At 35.6% G+C, this 15,985-nt stretch carries 19 protein-coding genes; all 19 read right to left on the reverse strand.

Going from position 1 to position 15,985, the window contains the following annotated elements; all coding sequences use genetic code 11:
* Positions 1–120: 120 nt before the first annotated feature.
* The 19 genes from H065_RS26415 to H065_RS0119520 all read right to left on the reverse strand — a co-directional run bounded on the left by H065_RS26415 (position 121) and on the right by H065_RS0119520 (position 15,853).
* Complete coding sequence (locus tag H065_RS26415; RefSeq protein ID WP_046227759.1) at positions 121–1,044, reverse strand: DMT family transporter; 924 nt, start codon at positions 1,042–1,044, stop codon at positions 121–123.
* Positions 1,045–1,438: 394 nt separating this feature from the next.
* Complete coding sequence (locus H065_RS0119435) at positions 1,439–1,975, reverse strand: GNAT family N-acetyltransferase (RefSeq protein ID WP_017814755.1); 537 nt, start codon at positions 1,973–1,975, stop codon at positions 1,439–1,441.
* Positions 1,976–2,129: 154 nt separating this feature from the next.
* Positions 2,130–2,711 (reverse strand): class I SAM-dependent methyltransferase, encoded by a 582-nt coding sequence (locus tag H065_RS0119440; protein WP_017814756.1) that lies wholly within the window; start codon positions 2,709–2,711, stop codon positions 2,130–2,132.
* Between the two features lie 95 nt (positions 2,712–2,806).
* Positions 2,807–3,556: a metallophosphoesterase family protein gene (locus tag H065_RS26420; protein WP_017814757.1), complete on the reverse strand. Its 750-nt coding sequence runs from the start codon at positions 3,554–3,556 to the stop codon at positions 2,807–2,809.
* Positions 3,557–3,722: 166 nt separating this feature from the next.
* On the reverse strand, positions 3,723–4,172 hold the full coding sequence (locus H065_RS0119450; protein ID WP_017814758.1) for a hypothetical protein: 450 nt from the start codon (positions 4,170–4,172) through the stop codon (positions 3,723–3,725).
* Positions 4,173–4,368: 196 nt separating this feature from the next.
* Complete coding sequence (locus H065_RS0119455; RefSeq protein ID WP_017814759.1) at positions 4,369–4,857, reverse strand: NUDIX hydrolase; 489 nt, start codon at positions 4,855–4,857, stop codon at positions 4,369–4,371.
* Between the two features lie 98 nt (positions 4,858–4,955).
* Positions 4,956–5,402 (reverse strand): hypothetical protein, encoded by a 447-nt coding sequence (locus H065_RS0119460; RefSeq protein ID WP_017814760.1) that lies wholly within the window; start codon positions 5,400–5,402, stop codon positions 4,956–4,958.
* A gap of 195 nt (positions 5,403–5,597) precedes the next feature.
* Positions 5,598–6,056: a cyclic nucleotide-binding domain-containing protein gene (locus tag H065_RS0119465; protein WP_017814761.1), complete on the reverse strand. Its 459-nt coding sequence runs from the start codon at positions 6,054–6,056 to the stop codon at positions 5,598–5,600.
* 102 nt (positions 6,057–6,158) lie between these two features.
* On the reverse strand, positions 6,159–6,947 hold the full coding sequence (locus tag H065_RS0119470) for a copper amine oxidase N-terminal domain-containing protein (protein WP_017814762.1): 789 nt from the start codon (positions 6,945–6,947) through the stop codon (positions 6,159–6,161).
* 230 nt (positions 6,948–7,177) lie between these two features.
* Entirely contained in the window at positions 7,178–8,122 is a 945-nt protein-coding gene (locus tag H065_RS0119475) for a DUF6602 domain-containing protein (protein WP_017814763.1), read from the reverse strand.
* 222 nt (positions 8,123–8,344) lie between these two features.
* A complete protein-coding gene (locus H065_RS0119480; protein ID WP_017814764.1) occupies positions 8,345–9,517 on the reverse strand; it encodes an HNH endonuclease in 1,173 nt (390 codons plus the stop codon).
* 168 nt (positions 9,518–9,685) lie between these two features.
* Complete coding sequence (locus tag H065_RS26425) at positions 9,686–10,798, reverse strand: hypothetical protein (protein WP_017814765.1); 1,113 nt, start codon at positions 10,796–10,798, stop codon at positions 9,686–9,688.
* 144 nt (positions 10,799–10,942) lie between these two features.
* Positions 10,943–11,290: a hypothetical protein gene (locus H065_RS0119490; protein ID WP_017814766.1), complete on the reverse strand. Its 348-nt coding sequence runs from the start codon at positions 11,288–11,290 to the stop codon at positions 10,943–10,945.
* A 168-nt stretch (positions 11,291–11,458) separates the two neighbouring features.
* Positions 11,459–12,145: a hypothetical protein gene (locus H065_RS0119495; RefSeq protein WP_017814767.1), complete on the reverse strand. Its 687-nt coding sequence runs from the start codon at positions 12,143–12,145 to the stop codon at positions 11,459–11,461.
* Positions 12,146–12,550: 405 nt separating this feature from the next.
* The gene (locus H065_RS0119500) at positions 12,551–13,207 is read right to left on the reverse strand and encodes a pentapeptide repeat-containing protein (RefSeq protein WP_017814768.1); all 657 of its coding nucleotides are present in this window, start codon (positions 13,205–13,207) and stop codon (positions 12,551–12,553) included.
* A gap of 184 nt (positions 13,208–13,391) precedes the next feature.
* Entirely contained in the window at positions 13,392–13,697 is a 306-nt protein-coding gene (locus H065_RS0119505; RefSeq protein ID WP_017814769.1) for a hypothetical protein, read from the reverse strand.
* Entirely contained in the window at positions 13,685–14,065 is a 381-nt protein-coding gene (locus H065_RS0119510; protein WP_017814770.1) for a hypothetical protein, read from the reverse strand. Before H065_RS0119510 ends, H065_RS0119505 begins: the two co-directional genes overlap by 13 nt.
* Before the next feature lie 278 nt (positions 14,066–14,343).
* The gene (locus H065_RS0119515) at positions 14,344–14,892 is read right to left on the reverse strand and encodes a hypothetical protein (RefSeq protein WP_017814771.1); all 549 of its coding nucleotides are present in this window, start codon (positions 14,890–14,892) and stop codon (positions 14,344–14,346) included.
* The gene (locus H065_RS0119520) at positions 14,882–15,853 is read right to left on the reverse strand and encodes a DUF262 domain-containing protein (protein ID WP_017814772.1); all 972 of its coding nucleotides are present in this window, start codon (positions 15,851–15,853) and stop codon (positions 14,882–14,884) included. Before H065_RS0119520 ends, H065_RS0119515 begins: the two co-directional genes overlap by 11 nt.
* Positions 15,854–15,985 lie beyond the last annotated feature (132 nt).

Below are 15,985 nucleotides of genomic sequence, written 5' to 3' on the forward strand. Positions count from 1 at the left end.
AAAGACCCCCGGATGACGGATAAATCCATCATCTGGAGGTCTTTGAAATTGAGAAAATGCTATCTATGTTGGACAACTGCATGTATAGCAGTTGCCCCAGTATGCGCCTAATCTGCTGGATCAGACCGCTTTGCCGGATGGGGCTGTTGGTACCTCATTCGCCGGAACTTTGGCTTTTGGCGTACGATTAACCAGCAGAATACTCACGACAATCAGAACCAGTCCGATCACCAGATTCACCGTCACGGATTCACCCATGAACATTACGCTCAATATGATCGATACGAGCGGAATCAGGAACGTGTACGAACCAACCGTACTGGCTTCACCCGAACCAACAAGGCGGAAAAAGCAAAGCCAGCTAAGTGCAATCGCGAAGATCGAGATAAACAGCAGTACCCCAATAAAGGTCGCGTTCCACGTAATATCTGCCCAGCTCTCGGTACCACTGCCAACCGCTGTCATTACGACACCGCCAAGCAGCAGCTGGATCGTAACGAGCCAGATCGGATCAACGCGCTCACCGACTTTTTTGACATAGACGGTACCTACGCCCCAGCTTACCGCCGAAGCCAGTGCCAGCACAATGCCAAGCACCGAGATACTGCCGGTAAATCCGCCTGCACTGATCGTGGCAACCCCTGCACAACCAAGTACCAGACCGATCGCTTTGAGCGGATTCATGGACTCACCCAGCCACAGCCAGGACATAATACCGACGAGTACCGGCTGCAGGAATACAATCGCCGAGAACAGTCCGGCAGGCATATAGGCGATACCGATCGTCTGACAACCGTAGAACAGGATAATGTTCAACACTGCCGAGATCACATAGATTGGCCAGGTCTGGCGCCAGCGTAGTTCACGCAGCTTGGGCAGCGCTACAAACAGCAGCAGCACGCCAGCGATCAGCGTCCGAATGCCCGAGAATAAAATAGGTGGAGCGTACTGCAGACCGTATTTGGACAGCGGCCAGTTCACACCCCACATCAAAATTAGAAACGTCAAAAAGAGGGCAGTCTGCCCTTTGGATAGTGCTTTCAAAGTAATCTTTTCTCCTTTAAGCGTCTGCTTCATTTCTTCCCCAATGAAGCGCTTTAATGATGTAAGTAATGAGTATACATCCGTTTTAACAATTGTTCAATAAGTATTGCACCTATGTTCATTTAATAAAATGAATTTTGCTGTCTACTGCATTTGATTGATCCTAAAGTCAGGTCGTCAATTGTTTTGATTTTCTAATGTATTACACTCTAAACAAAAAGCACCGATTGGGAAATCGGCGCTTCATCATCTTATTTTTCCACTTATGTTTTGGCTATCTTTAAGGTTGCATATAATGTTTCCGTATTTACTACGTCCCACTGACTTCAAGCGCCGACAGGATCCGATGCGTGAATACTAACGTTATCTAAAGGAATCTGACCTCGTGAGATACTTATAAAGTCATCATTAATTCCAAATTGGAAAAGCTAGATTCCGAGTAAATCGAATCGCCATAAATTCCATTCACTTCACTAAATCCGGATTTAATCCAATATCTTAACGCTGGCCAGTTCTTCGTAGAGACATTAATTCGAATTTCTTTATACCCTAATTCAGCAACAACTGAGGAGAATTCCTTTATGATCTCTTGTCCAAATCCTTGCTTTTGGATGTCTCCATGGATATATAGAAACTCAAGATACAGGGAATGTTCTACTGGATATCCATGATATAGACTAATTAGACCAATGGGTTGCAGATTTTCCGTTATTCGTATCGTTTGTATTCTATAGTTCTCCAGTAAACCTTCTGGTGGAAGATTTCCATTCATTAAGCATTTTCTGATATGATCCGGATCATACTCACGACCGTCCCATGCATTCATATATGTACTTGTTTGGTATATCTCCTGAATGATTGGAACTTCCTGCTTGGTTAAATTAGAAATGCTAAGTCTATCTGTATTCCAACTTTTTGGGATTTGATTCAATATAATCACTCCATTTTTTTGCTATTTAGATTCTTTCAGATAACGTTGTTGTATTCATGACTCGACGCATGTCGAGTGTCTGGCGAATGCCAGAACAAGGACGAATGTCCGCAGCATAAATATTATGTTATGCTATCCCCTTGTCCTCTTCGAATCACTCCGACATTTCTTTTACTGCATCTACTATCAGTGATACGAATCCTAGTTCATCATTTTTATTTCGGTGATCAAATCGAAGGGATCTATAAATAAAACCATCTTCAGGATTCCAGTCCTTATAATGAAACTCTCCATGTTCGTCACAGTATTCCAGTAATCTAATCTTAAATCCTGCTTCTTCAAACATACTTGTAATTGTCTTATAATTATGTACGATTTTATGACTTGCAGCCGGGTGCTCTTTCGGACCAGGTCCACCGATCTGAACTATATCCTGGTATTCTTTATTCCTAAAAAAAGCATCTGGAACTGCACACCGAATATATCCTTCTGGTTCGAGAAAATCATAACAAATCCTTGCTGCTTTCATACCTTCTTCATAAGACAAATGCTCCCATACATGTTCTGCAAGAATGGCTCTAATCTTTCTCGAATTAAAGCTTTCTTCCCAATCAGATCGATCTAGTAAATTCAACTCTTCTTCTTGGGTTTGAATCCAGCCTGGATAGGCTTGTGAAGATGCTCCTAATATAATTTTAAGAGGTTCTGACCATTCATTTTTATTGATTTTTATCATGTGATTATTCCTTTGTTTTCGAGTGGTTTTATCTAACGTTACGGTATTCACGACTCGACGCATCTCGAGTGTATGCCCGCGGCGTGAATATTATATTATGAGATGTTATTGTCTTCTTCAAAATCTCTTTCAAGTTGGTTTCCATGAAAAGCTTTAATAAGAAATTCTCGATCTGGAACCTTCAACTCTTCAAAAGACTTTAAAAACGCTTTGTTCTCATAGGCTCTTCCTAAAAGTTGTATGTCTATTGTCTCTTCCTTGAGCTCGACAATTGCATATCTAGCAATCGAATAATCATTACAACCCAATGCACCAGGATTTAAATAAACTCGTTGAGCCGTCTTGAAGTAATGAATCGGATGATGATGTCCAAAGCAGATCAAGTCATAAGGAGAGCCATTATATCTTGTATCTAATTTCAATCCTGTAGGAACTCCATCAATCTCCTCTAGTTCTTCTTTCTTCCTATGATAATGTGTAATTAATATTCGTTGTCCTTCTATCTCTACATCTAATGTTCGGGGTAAATGGGTTATAAATTCAATGTTCTCTTTAGTTAAGTGCTTCCCGATCCACTCATGGTGTTCAGCAACCATTTCATGACCCAAGAGAGGGCCTTTACCTTGCAGTAGATTCAACACTGCTTCTTCGTGATTTCCAGAAATAACTGTTGTGTCTTTACGGTTTTTGATCGTTTCAATTACCTCATTAGAATTGGGACCAATACCAATCATATCTCCTAAACAATAGATATGTTCAATATCGTTATGGAAATCGAGATCAGAAAGAACGGCCTGTAGGGCTGGATTATTACCATGTATATCAGTCAAAAGCGCAATCTTCATTTCGACTTCTTCCTTTAGTTTTAAAATTTATCTTTCCAATAATTTTCTATAACGTTGCTGTATTCATGACTCGACGCCGTCGAGTATCCGGCGACTTTCAGATCATGGACGAGTGTCTTTAGCATAAATATTATATTATGCGATTCCCTTATCCTCTTCGAATCTTCTATTCTAACAACAGGGTTGCTTTCTCGATTTCGCCTTGTTCATCTAAATGTTTTAAAGTGTGTTCAATATCTTCATTATTCATTGTTCTTACAATGATTAAGTGCTGGATATTAAACCCTGGTGGATCTAAATGAGGTTGTTTAAAGTGGTTGACCAATCTCTCTGGTGTTGTAATTAGACACCATCTCTTCATTCCATTACTAAAAGTCACCGTCACTTCGATCAAATCGAAATCCTCTAAGGGATCATCAAACTTCCAGCTACTTAGAATAGGAACCTCTACTTCTCCGTCAGCAAAATAAGATTTATCAATCCATACTCTCTTACTATGGTTTCCAATGACTCTAAATCGATCAGCTTCTTCAGCTACCGCCTGATAAACTTTCCCTTTAGTAAGAGCGTGTCCATACATGCCTATATGTGTACACGTCACCAATTTAAAATCCAATTCTTCACATCCATTACTAGGCTTTAGTTAGGTTTAATCTTACAAAGTTTTCGCATAACGTTTTTGTATTCACGACTCGACGCATATCGAGTGTCCAATGTATGCCGGACCCAAGGCGTATGCCCGCAGCGTAAATATTAGATTATAAGATGTCAGCGCTTTCTTCGAGATCCATACCTATTTACGTCTCATGTAACTAAACAGGTCTTTCCAGTTTGATGCTACATTCTGACGTTGTCGCAGTAACGTATTCGATATAATTTACAGACCCGTTAAAGTTCAAATAGGCTTCATAACGCATACGGATAGCAGGCAGAGTAATCATATCTAGTACCTTTTCTTTTGGAACCCACCTGCAATCGCTTGTTTCTTCAGAGGTGGACAACTCACCACCTAAAAATCTGCATGCGAAATCAAACATTACTTTCGTTGGAACATCAGTCACACCGTCATACCACTTATGAATCGCTGTATTCGACACGATACTAATTAAATGGCTAACTGTAGCATCTATTCCACTTTCCTCTTTAATTTCACGAATTACGCCATCTATCAAGTTTTCACCAACTTCAGTTATACCGCCCGGATAAACCCAACCATCGTCATGGGCCTTTACTAACAGAATGTTTCCATTCTCATCTTCAACAATTCCCCCAGCCGATACAATGTGTGTTGGAAATGCCATTTATACAACCTCCTATTTAGGTGAAATGTATTTTCTATGGTACTTATACTATATTATGTTAGGTGATGTCCCTGTCTTTTATGAAATACTCTAAAATATTATTGGCTCCCCGCTATTCCAAAAGTACTATTAATCGCTTTCTCATAGTTATCCCACTTGAAATAAAAAGGGCCTATATCAATACTTTGATTGCTAGGTTCTACCTTAAAATCATGCCATATAATCCAATCGTCTTCCCTCTCAATGTAAACAGAGATGAATCCACACTCTTCGTCTCCGCACCATGGGCAAACTAACAGGGGATATCGTTCATACAAATAATCATGTTGTTTCTTTAATAGAAAGTAATCAATCATATTTTTTTGATGTTCTTGACCTCCCCATCCTAGAGAAGGAACCCTATCCTGCTTTCTGAGCATTTGATATAACGATCTACCATCAATAATGAAATCTGCAAATTGGGTGTTTTTATTACCATCTTGGTCCGGATCAAACTCATCGTATCGACTTGAAGATCTAGTCTCTAAGTAATTTAAAGTTTTCATATGCCTCCTTTACTTGCTTTACAGGGATTTCACCTAACGTTCCTGCATTCACGACCCGATGTATGTCGGGTGTCCGTCGACCGCCGGAGCAAGGACGGATGTCCGCAACGTAAATATTATGTTATAGGATGTCAGCGTCTTCTCCAAATCGCCTATACAATCTTCATTTGGTTTTCACCTATCATTTATATAGATTTATTTATCGATTCTGGTTTCTATCATTTTTATTAATTCTGTTTCGGCAATAGGTTTTATTAATCGATCTAATTCCTGTGAATGAAACCAATCCGGTTTTTCGACCGTTCTACCACCATACTTAATTACATGTGTAACGGTACTTGGAGACATGTAAATGTTATGAGGCTTTAAAGGCATAACAGAGACCATTTCACCTGATTTCAAGTACTTCAGTGTTAGTTCCCCTGATTCAGCGAGTTCTGCATAAACTATCCATCCACTCTCTACAATATAAATTTCATTGAGATGTTTATGGTAATGACTATTTTGCCAAGCTCCAAATGTTGAACTTTCTGTTCGAATATAAGAACTTCCATCTTGATTAACTAAACGAAACCTTTTTTCACCATTCTCCATTACATTATGAATAGCTTCTACACCTAGTAGCTTTGCTTCTTCTATTGAAATCTCATTCATCTTTATTGCTCCTTACTGTATTCGTTCACTATTTTCGTTATTGAGTTCGATTCTTAGCTTTTAGTTCTTTAATGATTTACACTGGTTTACCGGTATAAACGATCAATTCAATTCTCGTCCCACCGTAATCACGTAGTCAACATCTTCTGTAATGTCACCTCTTATTTTCTTGCTCACCGTATCTCCCTTTCTTACTGCCTTCAGTGGTGGCTCAGAAGATCGCGAATAGGGATCCATACCAAACTGTCCATTACTGTAATGAAACAAAGGATTAATATCCGCTTTACCCGCCGGAATCGTATGACCGGAAACATTCAGAGCCGTTATTGTCATATACTTGCCTTTGATCGAATACGACTGAATGACCAGCGCATTTTCATTTTTCACGCTCGTGGCATCCATTCCCATGAAGTCTTCAAAAGGTTCTCCTTTGACCACCCGATCATCCGAAAGGATGATCTGCTGTGAGGCTTGATCCCAGCGCCACTTCACATCAGTCGCATCGAGAAAGAAGCGGATCGGAAGAAACATAGCTTGATTCTTTAAAACGGGAGTGGTGTCCATCTGCACGGTCTTCCCGTCGATTTGAGCGATTTTGGAGTTGATCATGAATTGGAAGGTATGACCCATCCATTCGACATCTGCCGTTTTGGACGATGGGTTATACTTCACCTTACCGCCCAGCAGGTCTTCGATCGACCGAAGCGGAACCTGCACCCTATGTGCTTGGTCGGCAAAAGGCGGAGCAGGCTGCGTGTAAAGGATCGAATACTTTCCGACTTTCAAATGAACCGGTACAACATTGGCAGCCTCGGCAGTGGACGTTATAGGACTGAAGGTGCTAAGTACCATAGCCCCCAGGAGACCGACAATCATCGATTTGATTTTCATAAGCATCCTAACCTTTCGATATTCTATTATTTATATTTTCAGTGATTTAATTAGAACAATATTGTATGGACTTTATTCTTTTATGCTTTTTAGAGATTGTAGTATAATGTTTCTGTATTCACGACTCGACGCATGTCGGTTGTCCGGTGAATATCGGACCCAGGACAAATGCCCGCAGCGTGAATATTATGTTATCAGATGCTATAGACTACTATGACAATAATAGGTTTTTAAAATATATTATTCCACTCATCGAATGTCATTTCGTTTGATAATTCACCATTAAATACTCTCTCTCTAATTTCTTGAGAATAAATTGTAATTGGCCATTTCCGTATTCTACCTTGCCCACTACCCATCATATTAACTTTACGAAAATACCATTCAAGCTCTCTCATATCTTTAAATGTCCATGACAATTTCGAAAATAAACCAGCCAATAAAACACTTATTGGTGTAAAATAATCTTTTTGATGATCTCCACCTATTGCCGAAGCTGTGTAAGAAGTTACTGCCGATCCATTCTCTCCGTATATCTCTTTGAGAGTTTCATTACCGTCTAGGATTTTAGGTGACATATAAACTATTTTACTTGTTTGCCAAGTAGCTAAATCTGAGACTGTTATGAAATCGATTTGCTGAATTGGATGTTCAACAAACTCCTTATCAGCTGCCCACAATGTTTTCTCGACATTATCTATTGGCTTAGAATTTTGAGCTTTCCAAGAATATGAATGTGCTAAAATCCCATAGATTATACTTGAATTCAATTCTTTATACGGTGAACCTAATCGATTAGAAATATTTTTCTTCAAACTTGATGCAGTTCTTACTGCCTCTTTAATGTGAGAAGCTTTGAGGGTAGTTTTACATTCAAAAGCAGCTGCGACACCCGCAGCTAAATATAATTTTTTGTCTAAAAGCACCTTAGGATACGAAGGATGTAGAACTAAAACATCAACTTGTGGAGATGCATATCCATTATCACAAAGTATTCTTCCTTTAGTAACTATTTGGAAGTAACTAGGAAGCCAACTCTTAAGTAAAGAAGCCCAGTTTTCTTCACCTTGATCCCCTGCTGTCCCAGGATCTTCTTTTGCTCTTTTTAAAATTCGAGTATATTCATCTTGAATATCACGCTGAGCAGCCAACAAAAAATCATGTATATCATGCATATTCATCTTACTCCTATCGATCTACATTTGTATTTTGTCCATAATTTCTGATAACGTTCCTGTATTCACGACCCGGCATATGCCGGGTGTCTGGCAACTGCCAGACCAAAGACGAATTTTTACAGCGTGAATGTTATGTTAGACGAATATTCATACTCCTTTGAGAAAGCTCTACTCCTTTATAATTTATGTTCTTTACTCTTTTAATTTAATTTCAAGAACTCATTCCTCTAATTCATCTTTTAATTCAATAGGTACTTCTGAGTCGATTCTATATCTCCAATCCACAAAATCTTTCGCTACTTTTGCAGACAATTTTTGAATATGCTCAGGATTAATATAGGCTCCTTCGTATCCCTTGAAAACTTCACTTATTGCCTGACTTATAATTTTATCTAGCTCTTCTTTCTTTGATCTTTCTGCATAAATATTTAAAATTTTATTTAAGCTACTTTTCATCCCCTCAATATTTTCCACTAAGTAGTTTTCTTTATCTCTAATTACATCTGGATTGAATTTTTGCTTTTTTAGTTTGAGAAATATTTCTTCACGTTTAGTATCGATAGGTTGTCTAACTCCATAACTAAAATCAATTCCTTCATATTCGTTATGAATTATAGCTGAAAAATATATATGTCCGAATACTATAACGTGTCCATAAATAAGTTTTTGGTGCTTTGATCCTGATATAAATACATAGTTTGCTAAGTCTTCTTCAGGAATTAAGTATGGAAGAGGATTCACATAATCAATTCCAGTACTTCTATTGTCTATATCTTTACTATATCTTAAATAATTTTGAGTACTGCTCCAATCAATATTAGGAAGAGTAATTATTGATTCTCTATCTAAATAATGAATGAAGTTATACAATATTTTAGCAACAGCCTTAGTGCTTTCTTCTCCTCCTATACTTAACTCAAGATCAATAGGTTTATTAATATATGTTTTTCTCGACACTGCATTAATAGAAGAAAAACCTTTTCCATATTGCTTTTGCACATGCTTTAGTTGTTCTTTAGCCTTTTCTAAGTTTGGAGCTGATATTTTAAATTTAATATTACCTTCTTCATCTTTCATCTCTTCTCTTTTAGATTTTTGATAAGCGAACTTTCCACCTGGCTCTAACAGTATCGCACTACCCTCATGTTCTATCTTCTTTATGATAGGAGGCATTTTTCCTCTATCACTTCTTATGTTTAATAGATTTCTTATAACTGCAAATTGCTCAACAAACTTATTGTCAATATATCCAGACTCTTTTGTTGAAAAGTAGTTATTACATTCTTTACAGATTATTTTGTTCGATTGCAAACTAGATCCTAAGGCAGAATGAATGATATGTTCATTAGACTTTTCTGTTATTTCAGCATTACAATAGATGCACTTATTCATACTTTTCTCCCCCTAATAAATTTAACAATATATTGAAATTGAAAAATTGCTCGTCTGTCTTTTTCACTTTCCTGGATTTTCGTATAATGTTCCTGTATTCACGATCCGACGCATGCCGGACCAAGGACGAATGTCCGCAGCTTGAATATTATGTTAGATGTAGTTTGATTAGCTACGTTTAAAGTAGTTACTAAATTTTTGAATCATTTTTCTAAAAACTTTTTTTTCGCTAAATGCTTCTTTTTTTTCGTCGTGCTTATTTTTTATTTCTTTAGGCGGAGGAAGAACCTCAACTTTTTCTATTTTGTCTTTTTTTCGTTCTGGAACATTGATCAATCTACTAATATGCTCTCGTTTTATATTGGGCTGAGAATTAGCCTTACTAGCGAGCTTATAGTCAGTACTTTGTTTTTTATCATTGCTTAATTTGTTCTCTTTAATTTCTTTACTACTGAATCTTAAACGCAAGTCTTTGTCCTTGATTACACTCACATTTAAATCGCTAAGTGTATTTAAATAATAACGATCTGTACCTTCATAATAATTAATCTTTCCGAAGGCTATGACGATATCATCTTTTTTAATGTTTGTTTTGTTCTTTTCAGCTTTATATGCAAAAGAAGTCGTTATATTCTTCCCACCGATTTCGTAAGAATTAATATAGAGTTTCCCCTTGCTAACTTTAACACTTTGAACAATATATATAACGAATCTTTCCTTGAAATTTAGCCTCTTTGTAAGCTCATCTGCTAAAATTACTACTTCGTTAATTCCTAACTCTTCATCTCCTATTTTGTATTTGAATTTAATTTTTTGTAGTTCATCAATGGTATTTTTCTCAAGTAAATTTTTCATTTGAGAGACGGTTCTTATAATATCTCTAAATACTTTTTTATAATTTGTATATTTATTATATTTTTCAATTTCTTTAGTTGAGAGATTGTCGGTAAGCCGAACTATTTTTTCATTATCAATACTCTCGCTCTCTCTTTTTAAAGTGTTAAAATCAATTACTATTTCAAGGTTCCCTTCATTGCCGCTAAGTGTTTCAACTAATTTTCTACCTTCCCAATTAGCATTAAAATATTCTATTGCTGTTCTCTTACAATTGTGTCCGCCTCTACCTGGCAATGCTCTAAAAAATGTATTTTGTACCCCAGTCACTTCTAGTAACGGGTTACAGAATGGACAAAAAATCTCTCCTTGTTTATGTATTGATCTATTGTAATCAGAAATTTTAATATACCCATTTTTATATTTTGCGATAGTTAATTTTTCCATGTTACCTCCACTTCTGCCAATCAAATTCCACCTAACGTTCCTGTATTCACGACTCGACGACTGTCGAGTGTCCGGCGAATGCCGGACCAAGAACAAATGTCCGCAGCGCGAATATTATGTTACTGTCTTCTTGATCTGCTTCCACTACTTATCCTTGTCTACAAAATCTCTATATTTATCATGTAGTTGTACTCCCTTTTTTATAGATTCTCCTGTTTGATGATATACAAGATCCAGCTCAAAATCTAAATCACTATAACCATCAAGCATTTCTAATATTGAATATATGACTTCTTCTATTAATTCTGATTGAATATCTTTGAACTTATCTGAGCTAATTACTTCCCCTATACTCTCATATTCTTTTTTGAATTCAGTCCATGACATTTTTGATTCCTTATGCAAGCATGAAGAAGATAAATCACTATAAGTTTGTTTAATATTTTCGAGCTGTTGAAAAAAATCATTTAATTTATTGCTATTAGAATTCACTATAATGACTCACCTTCTTTCTATTTAACGCTTTTCAGTAATTTCATTTAACGTTTCCGTATTCACGACTCAACGTATGTCGAGTGTCTGGCGAATGTCAGACTAAGGGCATATGCCCGCAGCGTGAATATTATGTTATATGATGTAAGTCAACTTCTCTGAAATACTTTAAAAAGAAAAACTATATATGTTACAAGGATATTCTTGTTTAGGATCTATAATCACATTATTTCTATGAAAAATCATATGCCATATGGAAATGAACGCATCGACATTATTATAACTGTTAATTTGATTATGAGAATAAGCTAGTATGCTAGTAATCAAATAATACTTTGAACTGTCTACTACATAAAAAGACAATGCAGTTAAGTAAGCGTCTACACTATGTTTTGATTTAAAGAAATTTCGTTGCATTAAATAATTGTATTGAAAATGAGGTTTACTGTCCCCCGTGACAAACCCTTCAAATAAGTAAACTCTACAAATTTCTTTCTTCCAGTTGCTTTTATCTACCGTACAAGAGTACTCTAACCCCTCAAAAATTTTACTTAGCAAAGAAATAGCTTTAATTGATGCTCCTCCACCATTATCTAAGTACCATTCTCTTTTTTCTTCTCCATAAAACCTGGGACCAAATTCATAGTTTGTCTTTTTAATTTTCGGTAGTGGAATCCACATAGGCGCTTCTACCCCAACAGCAATTAGATTGTCCTCATCAGCTAGCAGTTCATCCATTAGTTTTCTCAACACAAGAATATGTTTTCCCTCAGAGTAAACCGTACCATGTTGATCAAGAACAACCCACCGAAAGCTGTTTTGTACTCCTATATCCATTCCAATAAAATATTTCATATACTCTCCTTGTTTGGCCTATTTCGTATAACGTTCCTGTATTCACGACTCAACGTATGTCGGGTGTCTGGCGAATGCCCGCAGCGTGAATATTATGTTATAAAAAGTGGCTGACGTCTCTGAGCTTCTTTCAATTCAAAAAACGGAAAAGAGTTAAATCCTCTTTTCCGTTCATATCTCATATCTTTAATTGACGTAATTTAATTTACTACCCCAAACAATCAAGAGGGGCTAATTTACCCAACAGGTACACTGACATCAAACCAATGAATCCTACTACAGTACACAAATTAGAGATCATAGACATCCCTCCTTGAATGTTAGCTATCATGTTACAGTCCCCGCTCGCTTATTCAGCACCATTAGCAACACAATCTCTCAACTGTGTGGGGCAGGACAAGTTTATTATACAGCATTTCTCATCTTTTTCAATTCCAATTCCATTTTCTTATAAGTAGTAATGTTTCTTGTTGACTTATCTTGAAAACGTGCTAATAGCTTGGGTAATTCATGTTTTGAAAATTTAGTTTGTAAGAGGTACAAATTTAAATGATTATATTTAGCTCCGGGTAAATGAAGCAATTTGTTTTTACGAATATATTTATCGTCCTTTAGATTTTCAAGTGTTTGTAATAAGAGAGCGTCAACATTTATTTTAGGATACTGATTTAACACTTTGACGTTTTCTAGCAGTTTAATATCATCACATTTTTTTAAGCTAGTGTTGACTATCGTAGAATAATTAATTACTGCCCCTCTAAAATTGCAATTTTTAAATTTACAAGCCATAAAAACACAGTCTGATATTACAGCATTCTCAAAAGAGCAATCTTTGAAAGAACTTCCCCAAAAATCGCATCCAGTAATAATAGCATTTTTGAAAGAAACTTTTTTAAAATGCGATCCTCTAAAATTAACAAAATCGAATCTTACTGCTGTAGCACTGCATCTAACCATTTGACTTTTTGCTAAATATCTTCCTCTTATATTTTTTACAAGCTTTTTAGGCTTACACTTATACGACATTAATTTAACTCTATCTACTTTATATGATTGAGACATGAGATCACCTCTCTGTTAATAAAAGAACTTTGGTTATAATTTTTTTCGGCTATTTCTTATAACGTTCCTGTATTCACGACTCGACGCATGTCGAGTGTCCGGCGAATGCCGGGCCAAGGACGAATGTCCGCGGCGTGAATATTATGTTATAGGGTGTCACCTTCTTCTTTGAAATACGCTCAAATTAGTTACCTACATATTTTTTAAATATTTCTTCCATCTTAATCGATTGATTTTCCAAAATATTCATGAGATCTTTTAATATAATATTCATTTCATCTTGTACTTTTTTTCTAAACTCGATGGTTTTTACAGGAGTTATTGCATTTGTTCCAAATTCATCGTCAGCAATTTGACGGGAAATTAAAGGATGATTAACTGATTTCAAGAGAATCTTATCTTTTTTACTTCTGATTTCTTTCATTTTCTCATAAAGAGTAGCTTCTATTTTAATCCCTTTTTCTGTTGATTCATTAATTAAAATCGACATTGAATCAAAATACGTTGATGGATTTTCAAATGGCTGCTTACCTTTAATAAAATGTTCATTATAGCTAAATAAATCATGTTTTTTTCAAGTTCCAGTATGGTTTCCCTAAGCAGATTAATTTTCCCCGGAAATTCATCTATGTATTTTTGTCTTGCTTGGTTACTAATTGTTTGTTTAACTCCTAAATAAGTGAATAGCCCACCGATAAGACCACCAAAAATCCCTCCAGCATAACTTGTAAAAAAACCTATCCAGGATTCAGTAGTACCATATGTAATAGATGTAGTCCTTCCCATGAATGTTATATTGATCAAGAAAGGAAATGCCATTAAAAAAATTAAACCTGAATTAATCAACTTTTTGTTCATACAAGTATCCGCCTTTATATTATTTTGATTTTCAATTTTATTAAGTTGATTTCCTATAACGTTCCCGTATTCACGACCTAGCGCATGCTAGGTATCCGACGCATGTCGGATCCAGGGCCGTATGGCCCGCAGCGTGAATATTATGTTAAGCGTTGCTTCTGACTTCTTTGAATTTCCCCACGTACTTTAGTTGTTTCTTCTATGTTTGAATTGCTTACTATACTAATTAAATAGACAACATCAAAAGCAACTTATGATGAAGAGCCTTTGACTAAGTATTACGGGAATTCTCTAACAAAATTATTACTAGCGCTATCAAAACTAATTCCATCAATATAAGATATAATTTTTATCATACTTTCAAACTCAATTTTAAAGTTTTCAATATCTTTGGCATTAGAATTGTACCATTGAGATACGTCTTCAGAAGCATGAACATTCCTGTGTCTATTATTAACAATTTCGTCCAACAAAGTCTTATCATTCCCTATAAAGGCTCCACACCTAAAACCATCCTCGATATTAAAATTAAGCTCGTTCATTATTATGGTCTTTATTTTATCAAATTTAGGATTATTTAATGATTTTAATCTCGCTACCAACTCTAGAAGCTCTGTACTATTATCCCCTCTTATCATTGCACTAGTATAAATTATATGTTTAACAGACCCTTCTAAAAAACGTGTAGCTTTTGTATATACGTCTGTATTTAGCACTGATCGAATCTTTACGTCATTAGCGGTTCTGATTGTAAATTGCTCAATGTTCATTAGTTCCCTAAGGAAACTATTATAAAATGAATCAATATCAGGATGATTAAAATTCATATGTATCACCACCAAGAATTTTACAGCCAATATTCACTCTTTGACTTGTTCTTCTTCCTTTCAGTTCTCCTCTAATAACTAATTGAGATACTCTACTAAAACTCTCTCTTAAGTTATAAATTTTAATATCGTCTCTAATAAATAATCCAGTCGGTATAACAAAAGCGTCATACAGCGCAAGACTGAACCTTCCGTTTTGCGTTATAGATTCATTTTCCAAATTATTTTCTATGAACTCTAATGTATTCAGAAATAATTGCCCATATTTTCGAGCTTTATTATGATCAAACCTATTGTATTGTAGAAATTGATCTATTTCGTCATTAGATTTGTACATAGTAGAATGCTTATCCATAATCGTGAAGAACTTAAGTATTAGTTCATAATCTTTGTATCTATCCTTTCTTGACCCCCTATACATACTTCTCCATAAATGGTGTTCACTGATCATCTCAATCTCTTTCAACATATCACCTGCAAACATACGATTACGTAATTCCTGATTATTTAGACTTTCACCACCAATATTCAATCTATAAAAAATATCTGTAATTACGTCTTGACTATTTTCCATATAAGCTACAATAGTAACAGGTATTCTTGCCATTAAGAATTTTTGTCTATCATAATTACTCAAGTTTTCAAAGGTATTACCTTGAAAATTTAAAGCGTTCCTATAACTATAGTCCTTTAAAGAAAAGTAATATAATGTAATTAGCCTTTGAATTCCATCTATTATTGTATAAGTGTTATATTCTTCCTCATAAAAAAATAAACTAGGCATTGGATAGTCATTCATTAAAGAATCAAGAAACAAATTTTGCTTGTATTCAGTCCATCGTAAACTACGTTCTAAATTTTCATCAAAAGCAATAATCTTTTCTTTTAGTTGATTTAGTATTTCACTTACAGACATTGTAATATTCATTGTCTTAATTGGATTGTAATTTTCCTTATACATTTAAAAACCTCCAAATAACTTATATTTTTAAATACTGAAGTTATTTTGCCTGTAGATATCAAGTCCCATCTTTATTGACTTTGTAATTTGGTTATAACTTTTTAATCTCTAATGCTTTTGGAAGTTTCGCTT

Origin of the sequence: Paenibacillus shenyangensis (genome assembly GCF_000346635.1) — a bacterium.
GTDB classification, from domain to species: domain Bacteria; phylum Bacillota; class Bacilli; order Paenibacillales; family Paenibacillaceae; genus Saccharibacillus; species Saccharibacillus dauci.

What these genes read in the sequence shown, in the direction of transcription:
- H065_RS0119505 (WP_017814769.1), bottom strand. Translation starts at nt 13,697, where the DNA reads ATGTCGATTTTAATTAATGAATCAACAGAAAAAGGGATTAAAATAGAA.
- H065_RS0119440 (WP_017814756.1), bottom strand. Translation starts at nt 2,711, where the DNA reads ATGATAAAAATCAATAAAAATGAATGGTCAGAACCTCTTAAAATTATA.
- H065_RS26425 (WP_017814765.1), bottom strand. Translation starts at nt 10,798, where the DNA reads ATGGAAAAATTAACTATCGCAAAATATAAAAATGGGTATATTAAAATT.
- H065_RS0119500 (WP_017814768.1), bottom strand. Translation starts at nt 13,207, where the DNA reads ATGTCTCAATCATATAAAGTAGATAGAGTTAAATTAATGTCGTATAAG.
- H065_RS0119460 (WP_017814760.1), bottom strand. Translation starts at nt 5,402, where the DNA reads ATGAAAACTTTAAATTACTTAGAGACTAGATCTTCAAGTCGATACGAT.
- H065_RS0119455 (WP_017814759.1), bottom strand. Translation starts at nt 4,857, where the DNA reads ATGGCATTTCCAACACACATTGTATCGGCTGGGGGAATTGTTGAAGAT.
- H065_RS0119520 (WP_017814772.1), bottom strand. Translation starts at nt 15,853, where the DNA reads ATGTATAAGGAAAATTACAATCCAATTAAGACAATGAATATTACAATG.
- H065_RS0119510 (WP_017814770.1), bottom strand. Translation starts at nt 14,065, where the DNA reads ATGAACAAAAAGTTGATTAATTCAGGTTTAATTTTTTTAATGGCATTT.
- H065_RS0119515 (WP_017814771.1), bottom strand. Translation starts at nt 14,892, where the DNA reads ATGAATTTTAATCATCCTGATATTGATTCATTTTATAATAGTTTCCTT.
- H065_RS0119495 (WP_017814767.1), bottom strand. Translation starts at nt 12,145, where the DNA reads ATGAAATATTTTATTGGAATGGATATAGGAGTACAAAACAGCTTTCGG.
- H065_RS0119475 (WP_017814763.1), bottom strand. Translation starts at nt 8,122, where the DNA reads ATGCATGATATACATGATTTTTTGTTGGCTGCTCAGCGTGATATTCAA.
- H065_RS0119470 (WP_017814762.1), bottom strand. Translation starts at nt 6,947, where the DNA reads ATGAAAATCAAATCGATGATTGTCGGTCTCCTGGGGGCTATGGTACTT.
- H065_RS26420 (WP_017814757.1), bottom strand. Translation starts at nt 3,556, where the DNA reads ATGAAGATTGCGCTTTTGACTGATATACATGGTAATAATCCAGCCCTA.
- H065_RS0119465 (WP_017814761.1), bottom strand. Translation starts at nt 6,056, where the DNA reads ATGAATGAGATTTCAATAGAAGAAGCAAAGCTACTAGGTGTAGAAGCT.
- H065_RS0119480 (WP_017814764.1), bottom strand. Translation starts at nt 9,517, where the DNA reads ATGAATAAGTGCATCTATTGTAATGCTGAAATAACAGAAAAGTCTAAT.